This is a genomic window from Ruminococcus sp. RTP21198st1_G1_RTP21198_201120 (assembly GCF_040924265.1).
Taxonomy (GTDB): Bacteria; Bacillota; Clostridia; order Oscillospirales; family Ruminococcaceae; genus Hominimerdicola; species Hominimerdicola aceti.
This window is the reverse complement of the sequence record NZ_JBCOMH010000002.1, coordinates 56,574-74,591: the sequence shown is the minus strand read 5'-3', so window position 1 is coordinate 74,591 and position 18,018 is coordinate 56,574. Positions and strand designations below refer to the sequence as shown.

At 41.5% G+C, this 18,018-nt stretch carries 19 protein-coding genes and 1 pseudogene; 18 read left to right on the top strand and 2 right to left on the bottom strand.

Annotated features, from left to right (window positions below; all coding sequences use genetic code 11):
- Positions 1–115: 115 nt before the first annotated feature.
- The 14 genes and pseudogenes from AB5627_RS01760 to AB5627_RS01695 all read left to right on the top strand — a co-directional run bounded on the left by AB5627_RS01760 (position 116) and on the right by AB5627_RS01695 (position 13,260).
- On the top strand, positions 116–1,402 hold the full coding sequence (locus AB5627_RS01760) for a pitrilysin family protein (protein ID WP_022286738.1): 1,287 nt from the start codon (positions 116–118) through the stop codon (positions 1,400–1,402).
- A complete protein-coding gene (locus AB5627_RS01755) occupies positions 1,395–2,669 on the top strand; it encodes a pitrilysin family protein (RefSeq protein ID WP_022286739.1) in 1,275 nt (424 codons plus the stop codon). Before AB5627_RS01760 ends, AB5627_RS01755 begins: the two co-directional genes overlap by 8 nt.
- Before the next feature lie 41 nt (positions 2,670–2,710).
- Positions 2,711–3,961 carry a prolipoprotein diacylglyceryl transferase gene (gene lgt / locus AB5627_RS01750; protein WP_022286740.1) on the top strand — a complete coding sequence of 417 codons (1,251 nt, stop codon included), beginning with the start codon at positions 2,711–2,713 and terminating at the stop codon, positions 3,959–3,961.
- Positions 3,962–4,816 (top strand): bifunctional methylenetetrahydrofolate dehydrogenase/methenyltetrahydrofolate cyclohydrolase FolD, encoded by an 855-nt coding sequence (gene folD / locus AB5627_RS01745; RefSeq protein ID WP_022286741.1) that lies wholly within the window; start codon positions 3,962–3,964, stop codon positions 4,814–4,816.
- Positions 4,817–4,988: 172 nt separating this feature from the next.
- Positions 4,989–5,255: a 30S ribosomal protein S15 gene (gene rpsO / locus AB5627_RS01740; protein WP_022286742.1), complete on the top strand. Its 267-nt coding sequence runs from the start codon at positions 4,989–4,991 to the stop codon at positions 5,253–5,255.
- Positions 5,256–5,432: 177 nt separating this feature from the next.
- Positions 5,433–7,547 (top strand): polyribonucleotide nucleotidyltransferase, encoded by a 2,115-nt coding sequence (locus tag AB5627_RS01735; protein ID WP_022286743.1) that lies wholly within the window; start codon positions 5,433–5,435, stop codon positions 7,545–7,547.
- 116 nt (positions 7,548–7,663) lie between these two features.
- Complete coding sequence (locus tag AB5627_RS01730; RefSeq protein WP_022286744.1) at positions 7,664–8,398, top strand: hypothetical protein; 735 nt, start codon at positions 7,664–7,666, stop codon at positions 8,396–8,398.
- A gap of 93 nt (positions 8,399–8,491) precedes the next feature.
- The gene (locus AB5627_RS01725; RefSeq protein ID WP_022286745.1) at positions 8,492–9,334 is read left to right on the top strand and encodes a zinc ribbon domain-containing protein; all 843 of its coding nucleotides are present in this window, start codon (positions 8,492–8,494) and stop codon (positions 9,332–9,334) included.
- A 142-nt stretch (positions 9,335–9,476) separates the two neighbouring features.
- A complete protein-coding gene (locus AB5627_RS01720; RefSeq protein WP_038671715.1) occupies positions 9,477–9,821 on the top strand; it encodes a hypothetical protein in 345 nt (114 codons plus the stop codon).
- A gap of 17 nt (positions 9,822–9,838) precedes the next feature.
- A complete protein-coding gene (locus tag AB5627_RS01715) occupies positions 9,839–12,085 on the top strand; it encodes an ATP-dependent RecD-like DNA helicase (protein ID WP_022286747.1) in 2,247 nt (748 codons plus the stop codon).
- A pseudogene (locus AB5627_RS01710) lies at positions 12,054–12,212 on the top strand (double zinc ribbon domain-containing protein); the annotation flags it as partial. The gene AB5627_RS01715 and the pseudogene AB5627_RS01710, both read left to right, overlap by 32 nt.
- Positions 12,213–12,272: 60 nt before the next feature.
- Positions 12,273–12,776: a phosphoribosyltransferase family protein gene (locus tag AB5627_RS01705; protein ID WP_288177687.1), complete on the top strand. Its 504-nt coding sequence runs from the start codon at positions 12,273–12,275 to the stop codon at positions 12,774–12,776.
- A 42-nt stretch (positions 12,777–12,818) separates the two neighbouring features.
- Entirely contained in the window at positions 12,819–13,013 is a 195-nt protein-coding gene (locus AB5627_RS01700; protein ID WP_022286749.1) for a hypothetical protein, read from the top strand.
- Positions 13,003–13,260: a hypothetical protein gene (locus AB5627_RS01695; protein ID WP_022286750.1), complete on the top strand. Its 258-nt coding sequence runs from the start codon at positions 13,003–13,005 to the stop codon at positions 13,258–13,260. The genes AB5627_RS01700 and AB5627_RS01695 overlap by 11 nt, the downstream gene beginning before the upstream one ends.
- Before the next feature lie 33 nt (positions 13,261–13,293).
- Here the strand turns inward: AB5627_RS01695 and AB5627_RS01690 are convergent, their stop codons facing one another.
- Positions 13,294–14,100, bottom strand: a complete 807-nt coding sequence (locus tag AB5627_RS01690; protein WP_368369635.1) for a mechanosensitive ion channel family protein — start codon at positions 14,098–14,100, stop codon at positions 13,294–13,296.
- A 234-nt stretch (positions 14,101–14,334) separates the two neighbouring features.
- On the opposite strand from AB5627_RS01690, the gene AB5627_RS01685 reads away from it, so the two are divergent.
- The 4 genes from AB5627_RS01685 to rpe all read left to right on the top strand — a co-directional run bounded on the left by AB5627_RS01685 (position 14,335) and on the right by rpe (position 17,435).
- The gene (locus AB5627_RS01685) at positions 14,335–14,787 is read left to right on the top strand and encodes an OadG family transporter subunit (protein ID WP_022286752.1); all 453 of its coding nucleotides are present in this window, start codon (positions 14,335–14,337) and stop codon (positions 14,785–14,787) included.
- A gap of 31 nt (positions 14,788–14,818) precedes the next feature.
- Positions 14,819–16,042, top strand: coding sequence for a sodium ion-translocating decarboxylase subunit beta (locus AB5627_RS01680; RefSeq protein WP_022286753.1), 1,224 nt, complete (start codon positions 14,819–14,821; stop codon positions 16,040–16,042).
- A gap of 68 nt (positions 16,043–16,110) precedes the next feature.
- Positions 16,111–16,695 carry a 5'-deoxynucleotidase gene (yfbR, locus tag AB5627_RS01675; RefSeq protein ID WP_022286754.1) on the top strand — a complete coding sequence of 195 codons (585 nt, stop codon included), beginning with the start codon at positions 16,111–16,113 and terminating at the stop codon, positions 16,693–16,695.
- 86 nt (positions 16,696–16,781) lie between these two features.
- Entirely contained in the window at positions 16,782–17,435 is a 654-nt protein-coding gene (gene rpe / locus AB5627_RS01670; protein WP_022286755.1) for a ribulose-phosphate 3-epimerase, read from the top strand.
- Here rpe and AB5627_RS01665 read toward each other — a convergent pair.
- Entirely contained in the window at positions 17,418–17,954 is a 537-nt protein-coding gene (locus AB5627_RS01665; RefSeq protein WP_288177689.1) for an adaptor protein MecA, read from the bottom strand. The two genes, rpe and AB5627_RS01665, sit on opposite strands and share 18 nt — an antisense overlap.
- Positions 17,955–18,018 lie beyond the last annotated feature (64 nt).

Here is an 18,018-nt window from a genome sequence, read left to right as displayed (position 1 = left end):
TATTTATGAAATTCTTGTGAAAAGTATGGAAATCTGCACAGGAATGTGATATACTATATTATTATCGTGTTATCACGAAAAATTTTAGCGTGAAAACGCTTGAAGGAGTAATCAAATGGCTGTATCTTATAGTAGGGAAGAACTCGGCAGAGGGATATCTCTTACAAGAATATATGACAAGAAATTCAAGTCAAACTGCGTGAAGATAGCGTTTATATCACCGCTGAACGAAAAAACAGCCTGCGTCAATGCAATGCTTCAAACAGTGCTTGTGACATCGAATGCGGAGATACCTTCACGAACAAAGCTTACTTCCACACTCACCGGGCTGTATGGTTCGAGCATAGGTACTAACTGTGGCACTATAGGCGACTATCAGTCTGTCGGTCTGTCTGCGAGCTTTATCGGCGACGATTATACTATAGACGGCGAAGTAATATCCGTTCAGGTGGTAAGACAGCTTTTGAACTGTCTGCTCAGACCTCACCTTGTTGACGGAAAGTTCTGTGAGAAGTATTTTACTTTGAGAAAGCAGGAGCTTATCGACGCTATTGTTGCCACTGTCAATGACAAGCGTGGCTATGCACTTTTGCAGGCGAAAAAGGTCATATTTGAGGGCGAGCCTGCGGCTGTGTCTGCAATTGGAACTGTGGAGCTTGCTGAGAACATAACTCAGGAGGATCTGTTAAGACAACACAAAAAGCTTCTTGAAAGTGCAAAGATAGAGATAACCATATCAGGCGGCGGAAACACGGCTGCTGCGGAAAATCTTATAAGAAATGAAATGGCTGCTCTTATAAGAGTTTCACCTGTGGAGAAGATAGACTACAGACACAATTCACCTGCAAAGGCAGAGCCTGTTTATAGAGAGCTTAAAATGCAGGTAATCCAAAGCAAAATGGTCATGGCATTCAAGTCTGATTATGAGGATATCTACACCGCAAAGCTTTTCTGTATGCTTCTCGGAGCAACGCCTTTTTCAAAGCTTTTTGCAAACGTAAGAGAAAAGATGAGCCTTTGTTATTATTGTTCCTCTGCATATGCCGACAGAAAGGGCACGCTTTTTATTGATAGTGGCGTTGAAAGCTGTAACATAGAAAAGGCAAAAAAAGCTATCGAAGAACAGCTCGAAGCCATATGTAATGGCGACTTCACAGAAGAGGAGCTTGAAAACACAAAGAAATCTCTATGCGGTGGCTTTAAGTCAAATTATGACAGCATATATGATATCATGGGTTGGTATGCTGCACAGAACACACGAAACACAGCTTTCACCCCTGAGGAGATAAACGAGCGGATAGCAAAGCTTACCCGTGAGGATATAATAAGCTGTGCAAAGACTTTTAAGCCTGATACTGTTTTCGTGATCAGGGGCGAGGAAGAGGAGGACTGTGATGAATAAGGAGATTGTAAAGAGCGAGCGACTGGGCGAGAGCTACAGCGTTTTTCATCACCCGTCAGGACTTGACGTGCTTGTGTGGAAAATGGAGGGCTTCACAACTACAGAAGCCATATTTGCCACAAAGTACGGCTCAATTTACAACTGTTTCAAGACCAAGGACAGCAAAGATTTCATCACTGTGCCTGAGGGCATAGCCCATTTTCTTGAGCATAAGCTTTTTGAAAATGAAGACACAGATGTTTTTGACTTATATGCAAAAACTGGTGCCAACGCAAATGCTTTCACGTCTTTTGATGAAACGGCATATACGTTCAGCTGCTCGGAAAACTGGGAGGATTCTCTTGAAATACTTCTTGACTTTGTTCAGAAGCCATATTTTACAGAGCAATCTGTGGCTAAGGAGCAGGGAATAATCGGTCAGGAAATAAAAATGTGTGCAGATTCTCCTGAAAGACAGTGCTTTTATAATCTGCTGAAAGCTCTGTATGTAAACCACCCTATAAAGATAGATATTGCAGGAACTGTTGATACTATTGCTGAGATAACTCCTGATCTTCTTTATAAGTGTTACTACACTTTCTATAATCTTCACAACATGGTTCTTGCCATTGCAGGAAATGTTGACGAGGATAAGGTCATGGAAATATGCGATAAAATGTTGAAGCCATGCGAGAATATGGAGCTTGAAACAAAGCTTCCTGATGAGCCTGAGAATGTAGCGCAGAAAAAGATATTTCAGAGCTTCCCTGTGGGTCTGCCACTTTTCAATATCGGCTTCAAGTGCAAGCCTTATGAGGGCAGAGAACTTTTCAAAAAGGCTGGAACAGCGTCAGTTGCGCTTCATCTGCTTATAGGCTCGTCTTCGCCACTTTATAAACAGCTTTTTGATGACGGACTGATAAATTCGCAGTTCGGCGTGGAAGTTTTCACAAGCGGTGGCGTGTTCTCGCCAATAATATCAGGTGAATCCCATGACCCCGAAGAGCTTTATCGCCGTTATCTAGCGGAGATAGAACGTGTAAAGACAGAGGGCTTTGACAAGTCGCAGTTTGATATGATAAAGCGTTCTATGTACGGCGAAATAGTAAGAGGAATGAATAATCCTGAAAGAGCAGCAGATTATCTTGCAGAAAGCTATTTTGAAAACTCTGACGCTTTCTATGAAGCACAGGTTCTTGCAGAAATGACTGTGGAGGATTGCGAAAACGCCGTAAGAGAAATGTTCGACCCTGAAAAGTCGTCTATCTCCGTGGTAGATAATAAGTAGGTATTTTGAGCTACAGGCTCAGTGAAAGGAATGATAAATTTATGACAGCATTGCAGTTTCTTGCCGACTCTACGGCAAATGACGCAATAAGGGAAAAACTCAGAGAGTTTCCGAACAGAGTTTATTTTCCCAATTTCGGAAAGGGTGACAATATCTTCAAAGAGGGTATTGATATCGACAGAGTGCTTTTTACAGTGCCAGGCACGAATTTCAAGATATATTGGTATGGTTTTTTAATAACCATCGGTATTCTTCTTGCGATGATATACGGCTTCAGAAGAATGAAGACCGTAGGCATCGACCCTGATAGAGCGACAGATTCCGTTATCGGCGGACTTATCGGAGCTATCTTTGGCGCAAGATTTTATTATATCATCTTTAATACAGAGGGCATGAAATTCTCAGAGTTTTTCGATATTCGTGACGGAGGTCTTGCTATCTACGGCGGACTTATCGGTGCGATAATCGTGGGTGGAATTATAGCAAAAGTAAGAAAGCTGAAGCTTACTGCGCTTCTTGATGTGGTCGCACCATGTTTTCTTATCGGTCAGTGTATCGGACGTTGGGGCAACTTCTTCAATCAGGAGGCTTTCGGTGCAAATACAAAGCTTCCTTGGGGCATGATAAGCAACACCACAATGGAATATATCTCAAACCATTATGACGAACTTGGCGGCAAAGTGTCGGCTCTTGACCCTATCCACCCATGCTTCCTTTATGAATCTATTTGGTGTCTTATTGGATTTATAATCCTGCATTTCTATCTTAAACACCGCAAGTTTGACGGCGAAGTATTCCTTATGTACACAGGCTGGTACGGTCTGGGAAGATTTTTCATCGAGGGTCTGAGAACAGATTCGCTCTATCTTGGAAACATAAGAGTATCACAGCTTGTTGCAGGCACTTGTGTTCTTGCTTCACTTGTACTTATAATCGTGTTCAGAGGTATCACAAAGAGAAACAGCGATTATAAACTGTTCGTTGACACTGAGCTTTCAAAGGCACAGCTTGAACAGTATAACAGCTACAATGATATCCAGAAAGAGAAGAAAGAACTTAAGCACAAGATAAAGGAAGCCAAGGATAAGGGTGAGAGCTTTATTGAGCTTCAAAAAGAATATGACGAAAAATTCGGCAAGCAGGCTCAAAAAGACAAGATTAAAGAAGCCGAGGAAAAGGACAAGGAGTCACACACCAAAGCTGAGACAGAGTATAAGTCTATCCTTGGTGACGATAACGACGAGGACCGCGAAGTAAAAGATACAGATGAAAAGGATACGGAGGAAGAATAAATGGGACAGATAATTGACGGCAAGGCAGTATCAGCCAAGGTCAAGGAAGAAATAAGACTTGAAACAGAGAAGCTTAAAGAGCAGGGCATAGAGATAGGTCTTGCAGTGGTCATCGTCGGTGATGACCCTGCTTCTCAGGTTTATGTAAGAAACAAGGAAAAGGCTTGCGAAACTGTGGGCTTTAATTCATTCAAGTATGCTCTCCCTGCGGAAACAACAGAAGAAGAGCTTCTCGACCTTGTCAAAAAGCTCAATGATGATGACAGAGTGGACGGAATACTCGTTCAGCTCCCATTGCCAAAGCACCTTGACGATAAAGTGATAATAAATAACATCAGACCTGACAAGGACGTTGACGCTTTCCACCCTGTAAATGTGGGCAAAATAATGATAGGCGATTACAGTTTTCTGCCATGCACACCTGCTGGTGTTATGGAGCTTATCAAGTCAACAGGCACTGACATTGCAGGCAAGGAGTGTGTAGTGGTTGGCAGAAGCAATATCGTTGGTAAGCCACAGGCTATGTTGCTTTTGCATAATAACGGCACTGTTACTATCTGCCATTCAAAGACAAAAGATCTTAAAGAAGTTTGTCAGAGAGCAGATATCCTAGTTGCTGCTGTTGGCAGACCAAAGATGATAACCGCTGATTATATCAAGGAGGGTGCAGTAGTTATCGACGTTGGTATGGATCGTGATGAAAACGGCAAGCTTTGCGGTGACGTTGATTTTGAGGACTGCAAGGATAAGGCTTCATTTATCACACCTGTTCCAGGCGGAGTTGGCCCTATGACCATTGCAATGCTTATGAGAAACACACTCACAGCAGGCAAGGCTCATCACGGCATAGGATAGTTGTAAAATTTCTGTTAAGACTATTTACAATTTGTCTGAAATAATGTATAATATATGAGTTGCTTACTGCAACATATCCATGCAACAGAATATGGGTCACGCCCGCAAGTGGGAAAGTTACCTGCCATATTCTTTTACATCGGAAATATTTTAACGAAAGAGGTACAAAAAAATGCTTAGAAAAGACGAAAAGACAGCTGTTATCGAAGCTAACAGAACTCACGAAACAGACACAGGTTCACCTGAGGTACAGATCGCTATCCTTACAAAGAGAATCAGCGACCTTACAGAACATCTTAAGACACACAAGAAGGACAATCACTCAAGAAGTGGTCTGTTCAAGATGATCGGTAAGAGAAGAAATCTTCTCAACTACCTCAAGAAGAAGGATATCGAAAGATATAGAGCTACTATCGAAAAGCTGGGTATCCGTAAGTAATCATGTAACTGACATCAAGGCAGAGGCATTTATTGCCACTGCCTTTTGGTGTTTATTTGAACTGTTGGTGAAAGGTAACTTAGCATTAAACAGAATGTATGAAGCTCGTATGTCCTGTTTATTGCTAATGCTTTCACCATACAGAAAAAACTAAATTTCTAAAATGGAGGAAAGACAATGTTTGAGAATTTCAAAACTTTTGAAACGACATATGCAGGCAGACCTGTAGTAGTCGAAACAGGTAAGACCTGCGGACTTGCTAACGGCTCTTGCTGGGTAAGATACGGTGAAACGGTTGTAATGGCTAACGTTACAGCTTCCGCAAAGCCAAGAGAGGGTGTTGACTTTTTCCCACTTTCAGTTGACTTTGAGGAGAAAATGTATGCAGTAGGCAGAATACCAGGTTCTTTCACAAAGAGAGAAGGCAAGGCTTCTGACAAGGCTATCCTTGCTTCAAGATGTGTAGACAGACCTATCAGACCTCTTTTCCCAAAGGATATGAGAAATGACGTTTCAGTTGTTATGACAGTTCTTTCTGTTGACCCTGACAACTCACCTGAGATCACAGGTATGATAGCTACATCTATTGCACTTTCCATCTCTGATATTCCATGGAACGGCCCAGTTGCATCTATCAACGTAGGTTACGTTGACGGCGAGCTGGTGCTCAACCCAACTCTTGAGCAGAGAGCTAAGAACAGACTTAACCTTACAGTTGCAGGTTCAGCTGAAAAGATAGTAATGATCGAAGCAGGTGCTGACCAGATACCTGACGATCTTATGCTCAAGGCTATCATGACAGGTCATGAAGAGATAAAGAAAATGGTAGCTTTCATCAACGATATCAAGGCTCAGATCGGTAAGCCTAAGTTTGAGTTTGAGTCAATGGAAGTTGACCATGATCTGTTCGACGCTGTTGAAGCAATGGTAGGCGAGCAGGTAAAGGTTGCTCTTGATACAGATGATAAGAATGTAAGAGACGCAAGACTCCAGCCAATAATCGACGCTGTTCATGAGAAGTTCGATGAGCAGTGCGAGGATAACACAGCTGTTCTTGACGAAGTTATGTATAAGCTCCAGAAGAAGATAGTTAGAAACTGGCTCTATGAGGGCAAGCGTGTTGACGGCAGAGGTATCGACGAGATAAGACCACTTGCTGCTGAAGTTGGCGTTCTCCCAAGAGTACACGGTTCAGGTATCTTCACAAGAGGTCAGACACAGGTAATGACTATCGCAACACTTGGCCCTGTTTCAGACGCTCAGAAACTTGACGGTATCGACGAGGAAACTTCCAAGAGATATATGCACCAGTACAATTTCCCTTCATATTCTGTTGGTGAAACAAGACCTTCAAGAGGCCCGGGAAGAAGAGAGATAGGTCACGGCGCACTTGCTGAGAGAGCACTCGTTCCGGTTATCCCTTCTGTTGAAGAGTTCCCATATGCTATCAGATGCGTATCTGAGGTGCTTTCTTCAAACGGTTCTACATCGCAGGGTTCTATCTGTGGTTCTACACTTGCACTTATGGACGCAGGCGTTCCTATCAAAGAGCCTGTTGCAGGTATTTCATGCGGTCTTATCACTAAGGAGGACGGCAGCTGGATGACTATGGTAGACATTCAGGGCCTTGAGGACTTCTACGGCGATATGGACTTTAAGGTAGGCGGTACAAAGAACGGTATCACAGCTATTCAGGTGGATATCAAGGTAGACGGTCTGACACCTGAGATAATCGCAAGTGCTTTTGAAAAGACAAGAAAAGCAAGAATGTATATTCTTGATGAGATAATGCTCAAGGCTATCCCTGCTCCTCGTGCTGAGGTAAGCAAGTGGGCACCTAAGATGCTGGCAACAAAGGTACCGGTTGACAAGATCAGAGAAGTTATCGGTTCAGGCGGAAAGGTAATTCAGAAGATCTCTGCTGAGTGTGACGTTAAGATAGACATATCTGAGGACGGTAGCGTATTCGTTTCAGGTATAGACAAGGAAAAGGCTGAACAGGCAATCAATATCATTAATACTATCGCTAATGACCCTGAGATAGGTGCTATCTACAGAGGTAAGGTAGTAAAGATCATGAACTTTGGTGCTTTCGTTGAGATAGCTCCTGGTAAGGACGGTTTGGTACACATTTCTAAGCTTGACAAATCAAGAGTAGAAAAGGTCGAGGACGTTGTTTCTGTTGGCGACGAGATCGTTGTTAAGGTAATGGAAATAGACGATCAGGGCAGGATCAATCTTTCAAGAAAAGACGCTCTTGCTGATATCGAAGCTAAGAAGAACGCTAAGTAATAAGTTTTTAAGAGCGGGCGGCTATGTGCTGTCCGCTTTTTTGTTGACAAATTTGTTGACAAAAAAGAAGAAGTATGTTAATATAAAAGTAATAAATTTTTATAGGGGGTATCTTTATGAGATGTACAGTATGCGGGTGCGATATTCTGCCTAACAGCATTTGCTGTCAGAATTGTGGCACAAGAGTTATTGAAATGACAGGGGTAAATTCGGCACAGTCGAGGTATGGCAATAGTTTCAATAATAGCTTTAACAATGGCTTTGACAATAGCCTTAACAGCAATGTGAGGGCAGTGGGAAAGAATATGTCTATAGGCAAAAAGGTGCTTATCCTTTTGCTGGCATTGTTTGTGGGCGCAGCTATCGGTTTTGGATATTGGTACTATCACAATGTTTCAACCCATACCATTAGAGAGGAGAACTTTAGCGTTGAACTGCCAAGGTCACTTGAAAAGGAAACCACAATAGATTATGCGGCACAGAGCAGTGATGGAACTGTAAAAGCCAACGGAAAGTACGCCGATGTTAATAGCGATTTTCAGTATATGATCCTTGATTACTCTTCACTTGCCGGCGAAACAACGGATATTCTTACTGAGAAACTGTTTGTCACCTACATGAAGGGCAATTTGAAAAGTCAGTTTGGAAGCAGCTATAAAGAAGTGTATGCTGATGGTAACAAGCTTAAAATGACCTATCGTGCAAAAACGGGCGACGAAGTTTATAACTATGCTTTATGCAAAAAGTCAGGTTATAAATATTATTGGTTTGTTTTTGGCTGTAAGGCTGATGAAAAGGATTTCTATGACCCAAAATTTGAAAAGTGGGCAAGTACTATCCATATCAATTAATACAAAATTTATAAAATCGATTTGTTAAATTATTGACATAATAAACAGCATATGTTAGAATAAAAGCATAAATTATATGAGGGAGAAAAGAATATGAAATGTCCTATTTGTTCGGCAAAGATCAGTGATACTGACGCTTTTTGTCCTAATTGTGGGTCGGCTGTGAAGTCTGAAACAAGCGGTTATATGGATTCTATCGACACATCAAACCTTGGTGAGAATGTTGGCTTTGGCAAGCGCAACACAACAGGAGCACAACCTGTGAATGCAGTACCTCAGCAGAATTATGCTCAGGGTCAGCAGTCTTATGGTCAGCCACAGAACGGCTACGCTCAGCAGAGTTATCCGCCTCCGCAGAATGGCAATGCTCAAACTCCATACGGCAGTGCATATGAGCCTTACAAGATAGCGCCTGTTACATCTGCTAAAAAGGGTATACCAAAGCCTTTGATGTCAGTTCTTGTGTTTATCCTAGCGTTCTTGGTGGCTTTCGGCGTGAGATATTTTTACAAAAACACAGCTACTAAAACATTGCAGGGTACGGGATATACAATGACCGCTCCTGCGGATATTAAGAAATCTAGCAGTACAAATCTGTATGCCCTTGATAGCTTCTCCAACAACGAGGTGGGCATAAACGCTGTTAAGCTTTCATATTCTGATATTGCACTTTACGGCTATGGCAAGGGCGAGTCTGCATCGGATATCTTTGATTTTATCCTTGAAAACGGCTCAACAACCTTGAAAATAACAGGCAAGGATTCAAAATATATTTATTATACCCAGAGCATAGGAGATAAACATTATTATGGCATGAGTTCTATAACAGAGGGCAACGGTGGCTACTACATTTTTGATTTTCTCTGCGAGCAGAAAAATAAGTCAAAGTATGAAGATAAGTTCAAGGATTGGGCTGCTTCAGTTGAGATAAAGTAAATAATTCAAGCTGTCCTTCGGGGCAGCTTTTTTGTTTTGCATAAAAATCTTGCTTTTTTCGTCAAAAAGGTGTAAAATGAATCATATGACACAAAATCTGCTTTCCGCATAAAATGTACTAATAATATGTGGAGGTGATCTTGTGTTGAATCTTATACTTCTTCTGGCTCTTGTGCTGGCGGTCGTTATTTGGTTTTGGGTGAAATGGTATAAGGTGCGAAATGTTGGCAAGCGTGGAGGATATTTGCTTATCCCATGTAAAAAGAATACACGTGAGCTTGAACATATGGTAAAAAGCTGTTATTGGGAGGAGTTTTTTCAGCCTGAATATTATGGGAGAGAAATAATCCTCGTTCAGCTTGACAAAAGCGAGATAAATTATGTTTCAAAGCGTTTGGAACAGGATTATAGCATCGTTCACTGTGTTGATATAACTGAACTTGCAGATTTTATCAAGCGCAGAGAGCTGAAATGCCATGAAAAATAGATCATTCGGAGAATAATATGGAAGATTTAAAGACCCTCAAGGGTGAGGTTGACAGCATAATATTTAAAAGTGAGGACACAGGCTTCTGTGTGCTTATGCTTAACTGTGACAATGACCTTATCACAGTTGTTGGCGAAATGGGTGACGTTGAGGAGGGCGAAGATCTCGTTGTGACAGGGGAGTTCACTTCACATCAGAAATTCGGCGAGCAGTTCAAGGTGCATATCTTTGAGCGTTCTTTGCCTACTACCTCTGCAGCGATTCAGCGTTATCTTGCAAGCGGTGCTATATCAGGCGTAGGGCCTGTACTTGCAAAAAAGCTTGTGAACAAGTTCGGGGACGATACCCTTGACATAATAGAAAATTCTCCCGACAGGCTCACGGAGATAGACGGGATAACAGTTAAAAAAGCGGAAAAAATATCTCAGGAGTTCAAAACCACTTTTGCCGCAAGGTCTCTTATGTCATATCTTAACAAATTCGAGATAGAAACTTCTTATGGCATAAAGGCGTGGAAGCGTTGGGGCAACACTGCCGAGCAGATTATAAAATCAAACCCTTATGTGCTTTGTATTCAGGGCGTCGACCTGTCATTTTCCCGTGCGGACGCAGTTGCGGCAAAGTCTGATATCCCTGCTGACAGCGAGTGCAGGATAAAGGCAGGCATTACATATATTCTAAGACAAAACGCTGACCAAGGTCATACCTGCCTGCCTTTAGATAGCCTTGTGAAAACAGCGGTAAGTTATCTTGATGTTGATGAAAAGCTTATAAAAAAAGTAATCGAGGATGAAACTGAGGAGGAAAACCTCTACTATTACGATAAGCATGGCAGACGTTTTGTTATGCTTGCAGATTTTTACAAAGCTGAGGACTACATAGCAAGGCGACTTGCCATAATGCGGCAGATCTCTTATGACAATAAGATAGATTTTTCCGAAGTAATTGATCTTGAAGAGGAAAATAATGGCATACAATATGAAAAAATACAGCGTGAAGCCATAAATCTTGCACTGTCAAAGGGTTTTCTTGTGCTGACGGGAGGGCCAGGTACAGGAAAGACCACAACGCTCAACGCTATAATTTCTCTTTATCAGCAGCAAGGGCTTAACGTTATGATATGTGCACCAACAGGCAGAGCCGCAAAAAGGCTTTCTGACCTTACGGGATTTGACGCAAAAACTATCCACAGGCTTCTTGAAGTGAAGCATACAAGCGGTGACACACTTGCGTTTATACATGATGAAAACAATCTTCTCGATTGTGACGCTTTGATAATCGACGAGATGTCCATGGTGGATTCTTGCCTTTTTGAAGCCGTTTTGAGAGCCATAAGCGTTACCTGCAAGCTCGTTCTGGTGGGGGACAGCGATCAGCTTCCGTCAGTAGGTGCAGGAAATGTGTTAAAGGATATTATTGACAGCGGAGTAATGTCTGTTGTAACACTAAAAGAGATCTTCAGACAGGCACAGGAGTCTGAGATTGTTATGAACGCCCATAAGATAGTAAACGGCGAGCATATCGACCTGGCCAGCAAGGACAAGGATTTCTTTTTTATGCAACGGCTTGAATATGGAGAACTTCAGGATCTTGTGGTGGAGCTTTGCAAAACAAGACTGCCAAAAGCCTACGATTACTCGCCCATAGACGACATTCAGGTGCTTTCGCCTACACGAAAAGGTCCTGCGGGTACTGTGGAACTAAACAAGCGTCTACAGCAGGAGCTTAATCCTCCTGCCGCAGGAAAATCAGAGGTCAAGACCCCTGTTTATACTTTCAGAAAAGGTGACAAGGTCATGCAGACCAAGAATGATTATGAAATTCTTTGGAAAAAGTATATAACCGAGGACAAGACCGAAAGTGGCGCAGGCATTTTTAACGGCGATATAGGCATAATAATTGCAGTGAACAAGATACTTAAAACTGTGACTATAGATTTTGAAGGCAGAATAGCTGTCTATGACAAGCAAATGCTGGATAATCTGGAGCTTGCCTATGCCATAACAGTGCATAAAAGCCAAGGTTCTGAGTTTGATGTTGTCATTCTCACTGTATTCGGTGGATTTGACAAGCTTTATTACAGAAATCTTCTTTATACGGCTGTGACAAGAGCCAAAAGAATGCTTATAATAGTTGGCTCGAAAAAGCGTGTTGATTTTATGATAGATAATAATAAACGCACTTTGAGGTATACTGCGCTTAAAAATATGCTAATGGAGCTTGTAGAGGGTGATGACAGTGGTCAGCAGACGCTTGATATATAAATTTCTGCTTGATTTTGTTTATCCTAATCGTTGCCCTATATGTGGAAGTTTTATAAAATGGGACGAGCTTTTGTGCAAAAATTGTGAATGTAAGCTGCCTTTTCATAAAAAAATATTGTGCGAAAAGTGCGGCAAGGATAAGTGCCTAGATCATGATTCACTACATTTTGATAGCATTTATACTCTTATGAGATATGAAGATATCTGCGTGAAAGCAATACATCAGCTTAAAGACGACAGACAGCTTAATTTTGCGGAATATTCTGCGAAGCTTCTGGGTAATGTGCTAAGAAAAAATGGTATCGCACAGCAGGCGGATATCATCACATCAGTGCCAATGCACAGATCAAAACGCCGTAAAAGAGGATATGATCAGGCACAAAAGCTTGCACACTTTACGGCTATGGAGCTTGGGATAAGAGAAGATCATCGTCTACTTGGACGGACAAGGGATACTGCAGAACAGCATACTTTGACTGCCGCTCAACGAAAAACTCATGCGGAGGATATTTATTATTCTCTAGCGAAACACGCTGACATAAAAGGCAAAAATATACTGCTATTTGATGATGTTTACACAACAGGTTCAACGCTTAACGTGTGCAGCGGACTGCTAAAGAAAATGGGTGCTAAAAAGGTGTTTTGTGCTGCAATAGCCACAACGCTTCTTGATGAAAAGCATAAAGAATAAAACAGGCCGCCTTCGGTATAATAATATCGGGAGGCGGTCTTTATGATAACTGAGGAACAGTTTGCGGCGATAAAAAGACTTATCGTGTCTGAAAACTGCATGATAGACAGGTTTGAGCATTATGTGAGTGAGATAAAAGAGCCGCAGCTAAAGGAAGATATGCAAAAGCTTACAGCGGCTTTGAAAAATCAGCGTTCAGGGTTGCTCACAAGTCTGGAGGATAACAATGGTAACTGACGGAAATATAATAAAAGAAGCAAGATTTTTTGTCAAGGCGTATTCAAAGGAGTTTTGTCAGACCTACAGTGATCTATGCGGAAGTCCTTTTGCGGAGTGTATAAAAAGTGCGCTTGACGGTCAGCTTAGAATAGCAGAGAAGCTCGAAAGTCTTGAAAAAACATACTGTGACAAAACCAAGCTACCAATTGCAGACAGTATTGATGTGAACAGATTTTTATATAAGAACAGGGAAGATATGAGGTAAAAAAGTCCGCAGATGCTGGCCTGCGGACTTTTGTTATTTTGATATATGTACGTCAAGTTGGTCGAATGGTATAGAAATGCCGTTTGCGTCAAAGCGTTCCTTTGCCTCTTTGAGAAATTTGTATCGTATCTCCCAGTAAGCATCGGTCGGTATCCATACACGCATGATAAGGATTATAGCACTTGTGCCATGCTCGCAGACAGCCACAAGCGGCTTGTCAGGCTCGTTTATTACCCTTGGCTCATCATTGAGCATTTCTCTGAGAATAGCCATTGCCTTGTTGTGGTCGTCATTGTAGCTGATAGAGAATTTCAGTTCAAGGCGACGTTTGTCGTCAGCAGTTATATTCGTAATAGTCGATTGTGAAACAACTCCGTTTGGTATAAATATCATCTTATTCTCAAGGGTCTTTAAGGTGGTGTAAAGTATAGAGATAGCGTCAACAGTTCCCTCTGAGTCGCCTATTTTTACATAATCACCGCATTTAAAAGGCTTTGAAAAAAGTATGATAAAGCCGCCTGCGACGTTTGAAAGACTGTTTTGAAGAGCAAGACCGATAGCAAGACCTGCTGCACCGATAGTTGCGACTATTGATGACATAGGTACTTGAAGTGCAGAAAGTGCCATTACTATTATTATAATAAGTAATACAGTGTGTACCACAGATGTGAGAAATTTATGTATAGTCACGTCTGTTCGACGCATGCTCAAACCTTTGTGCATGACCTTCAAAACAAGCTTGTCAAGAAGTATTCCTAAAAGAAAAATAACAGCCGCAGCTATAAGATGTGGGGTAAATTTCTCAAGCCAATTCAAAAATCTGTCAGACAAAAAAATCATCTCCGTAACATTATTATGTAAAGATATTATAACATCTTAACATGATATTTGCAAGTGTTCCCAATATATAAGTTTTTTGCGTATTTATGCACTTTTATCAGAAATCATAACAAAAATAGGTGTTGACTTGGAGATAATTTTGTGAAAAAAATGTGGGAAAAAGTCTTGCTATTTGTGTGGCTTTGGTGTATAATAATATTAAGTTTTATTATACTTACAGTAAGGAGAATTTTTATGATCAATTTTCTTAACACTGCAGCTCAGATGGTTGCGGCAAAGAGTACGATCAGTCCTGATCAAAAAGATCTGGGTGCTGGAACTGTTGCCTCTGTCGTTATCACAGGTTTAGTTGTGGTATTTATCGGACTTGTTCTGCTTATTCTGCTTGTGTCGATATACGGCAAGTTATTTGACGTTATCAACGGCAGAGCTGCAAGAAAGGCTGAAGAGGCAAAAAAAGCTGCTGAAGCTGCAAAGGCTGTTGCTAAGCCAGAGCCAATAAAGGCTGCTGCTCCTGTTGTAGAAGACGGCATTGAAGAAGAAACAGTTGCTGTTATCATGGCTGCAATTTCGGCTATGAGCAGTGCAGAGGGCAAGAAGCTCGTTCTTAAGAGCGTTAAAACTGCCAAGCCTCAAAGACCTGCATGGTCTACCGCAGGCATAATAGACAATACAAGACCATTTTAGTGCAGTTGACGTGAAAGGAACGTGATAATAGATGTCAATAATTAATTCATTTCTTGATACCATGGCGTCTTTGGCGTCACAGTCGGGTTTTGCGGGTTTCCTCGTAGACGGTGGCTGGAAAAATATCATAATGATACTTATTTCATTCGTATTTATGTATCTGGCTATTGCAAAGGGCTTTGAGCCGCTTCTGCTTCTGCCTATCTCATTCGGTATGCTGCTTACAAACCTGCCATACGCTGAGATGTATCATCCAGACTTCTGGAACTATAAAACGGTTGCAGGCAATGATCACTATATAGATTACGGTCAGATACTTCAAAAGGGTGGTCTGTTGGATATTCTTTACATGGGCGTTAAGCTTCAGATCTATCCACCACTCATATTCCTTGGAATCGGTGCTATGACAGACTTTGGTCCGCTGATCGCAAGCCCTAAGAGCTTTCTTATGGGTGCTGCTGCACAGGGCGGTATCTTCTTTACATTCATCGGTGCAGCTCTCTTCGGCATGAGTGCTGCTGAGTGCGGTTCTATTGCTATCATCGGCGGTGCTGATGGTCCTACATCTATCTATGTATCTTCAAGACTTCTAACCTCAAACAGTAATATCGGCGTTGGTACTATTGCACTTGCAGCCTATACATATATGGCTCTTGTTCCTATTATCCAGCCGCCTATCATGAAGGCTCTTACAACAAAGAAAGAGCGTTCAGTAGTAATGGGTCAGCTCAGACCTGTTTCTAAGGTAGAAAAGCTTATTTTCCCTATCCTCGTAACTATCGTTATCTCACTCATGGTTCCTTCAGCAGCTCCACTGGTTGGTATGCTCATGTTTGGTAACCTTCTTAAAGAGAGTGGCGTCTGCGACAGACTTGTTAAGACTGCTCAGAACGAGCTTATGAACATCATCACTATCTTCCTTGGTGTAACAGTTGGTGCAACAACACAGGCAGATAAGATCATGAATATTCAGTTTGCAGAAGTTATGGCACTTGGCGTTGTAGCATTCTCAATTGGTACAGCCTGCGGCGTACTTCTTGGTAAGCTTATGTATGTTCTTTCAGGTCACAAGATCAATCCTCTTATCGGTTCAGCAGGTGTATCTGCCGTTCCAATGGCAGCCCGTATCTCTCAGAAGGTCGGTCAGCAGGAAGTTCCTACAAACTATCTGTTGATGCACGCTATGGGTCCTAATGTTGCCGGCGTTATCGGTTCAGCCGTTGCTGCTGGTGTTCTTCTTACAATTGTAAGATAAGATCAGAAATTTTTCGGGACGATGAAAAGCATCGTCCCGATTTTTGTGTATAGTTTAGGAGTGTTGATATGTCGGAAAGTAAATTTTTTGCAGTGATATCTCGTATGAAATATATAAATCGTTGGGCACTTATGAGAAATACGATCAATGAGAATATTAGCGAGCATTCCCTTGAAGTTGCTTTTATCGCACATGTGCTTGCACTTATCAGAAATAAGCGATTTGGCGGTAATGTTTCTCCTGAGAGATGTGCGCTGCTTGCTATGTATCATGATGTCACCGAGATAATCACAGGTGACTTGCCTACGCCTATAAAATATTACAGCCACGAGATAAAGGGCGCATATGATGAGATCGAGCAGAAAGCCAAAAATACTCTGGTGTCTTATCTTCCTGATGATCTGAAAGAGGACTTTGAGCCGCTTTTCTGCAAAACTTCACAGGAAGAAGAAGCATGGACTCTTGTTAAAGCGGCTGATAAGCTTTCTGCACTTATAAAGTGCCTTGAAGAAAGACAAATGGGAAATACTGATTTTGCATCAGCTGAAAAATCTACACTTGAATCTATTGTCGCAATGAATATTCCAGAAGCAAATGTTTTTCTTGATGAATTTATTCCAGCTTATACATTAACTCTTGACGAACAAGCTTGACAATGCCCCAGTGGTGTTGTATAATAGAAACTGAAATTATAGGACAATATTAAGTGGGAAGATATTGAATTAACGGAGGTTTTCAATTGGATATTATCGTTTCTGCGTCGCTGCTTGCCTGCGACTTTTCAAACCTTGCGTTCGAGATAAAGCGTGCTGAGGACGCTGGTGTTGACTGGATTCATTATGATGTCATGGACGGAATGTTTGTGAGAAATATAAGTTTTGGCGAACCGCTTTTGAAAAGTGTGGGCAAAAGCATAACTGTTCCAGTAGACGTTCATCTCATGATTTGCGATCCTATCAGATATATTGATAACTACGCAGATCTTGGAGCTGACCTTATAACTTTTCATTATGAGGCGGCTGATGATCCGCAAGCTGTTATTGACAAAATACATTCGAGGGGGATCAAGGCAGGAATCTCCATTAAGCCTGCAACACCTGTAAGTGCGATCCAGCCATTTCTTAAGTCTGTTGATATGGTACTCGTTATGACAGTAAACCCAGGTTTTGGCGGTCAAAAGTTTATTCCTGACACTCTTGAAAAAATAAGCGAAGTGAGATATCTAATTGACCAGACGGAAAGGGATATCAGACTTCAGGTTGACGGTGGCGTAAATCTCGAAACTGCTGGTTTGCTTAAAGAGTCTGGTGCAGACACTTTAGTAACGGGAACATATGCGTTTAAGGCAAACGATATGCCAGAGGCTGTTAAGCTTCTAAGAGAAATAGTTTAGTTTTTCAAAAGGAGTACTGCTCAATAATGGGCTGTACTCCTTTATTTTGTTTATAATCACGTTGTCAGTAGCGCAGGTTTTCAGTAAAGCTTTTTTCGCAACTGTTGAGCGTGCGTATCCTATGGTGAAGATTAGAGCATAACCACTAGGAAGCTGATACAGACTGCTTTTTATAATCTTTTCGGAGTGTTTTTTGTATATTTCAGTAGCTTTTGATATTAGCTCGTTTGGATCGTAGCTGATTATGGCAAGTTCGGTGGTGTGATGACTGTCGTTTTTAGGTAGTATAAAATATATGTTTATTGTTTCTTCGCTTGTCAAAGCAACATCAACTTCAATATTTCCTTCGGATATTTTTATAAGTCCTGTCTCTTTGAGTATAAACATGAGTTCAGATAAAAAATCTTTGCTCCTTTTGTTGTTTTTCTCAAAATCTTCAAAGGATATATTCATTATCCGCATATCCTTTTCGTTGAGAATAACTTTTATTTCATACTCTGACAGCCTTTTTATCTCCAAAACAAACACCCCTTATGTATAATGTCAGTCTGTGCTGTATCATTATACTCATAAGGGGTGGTTT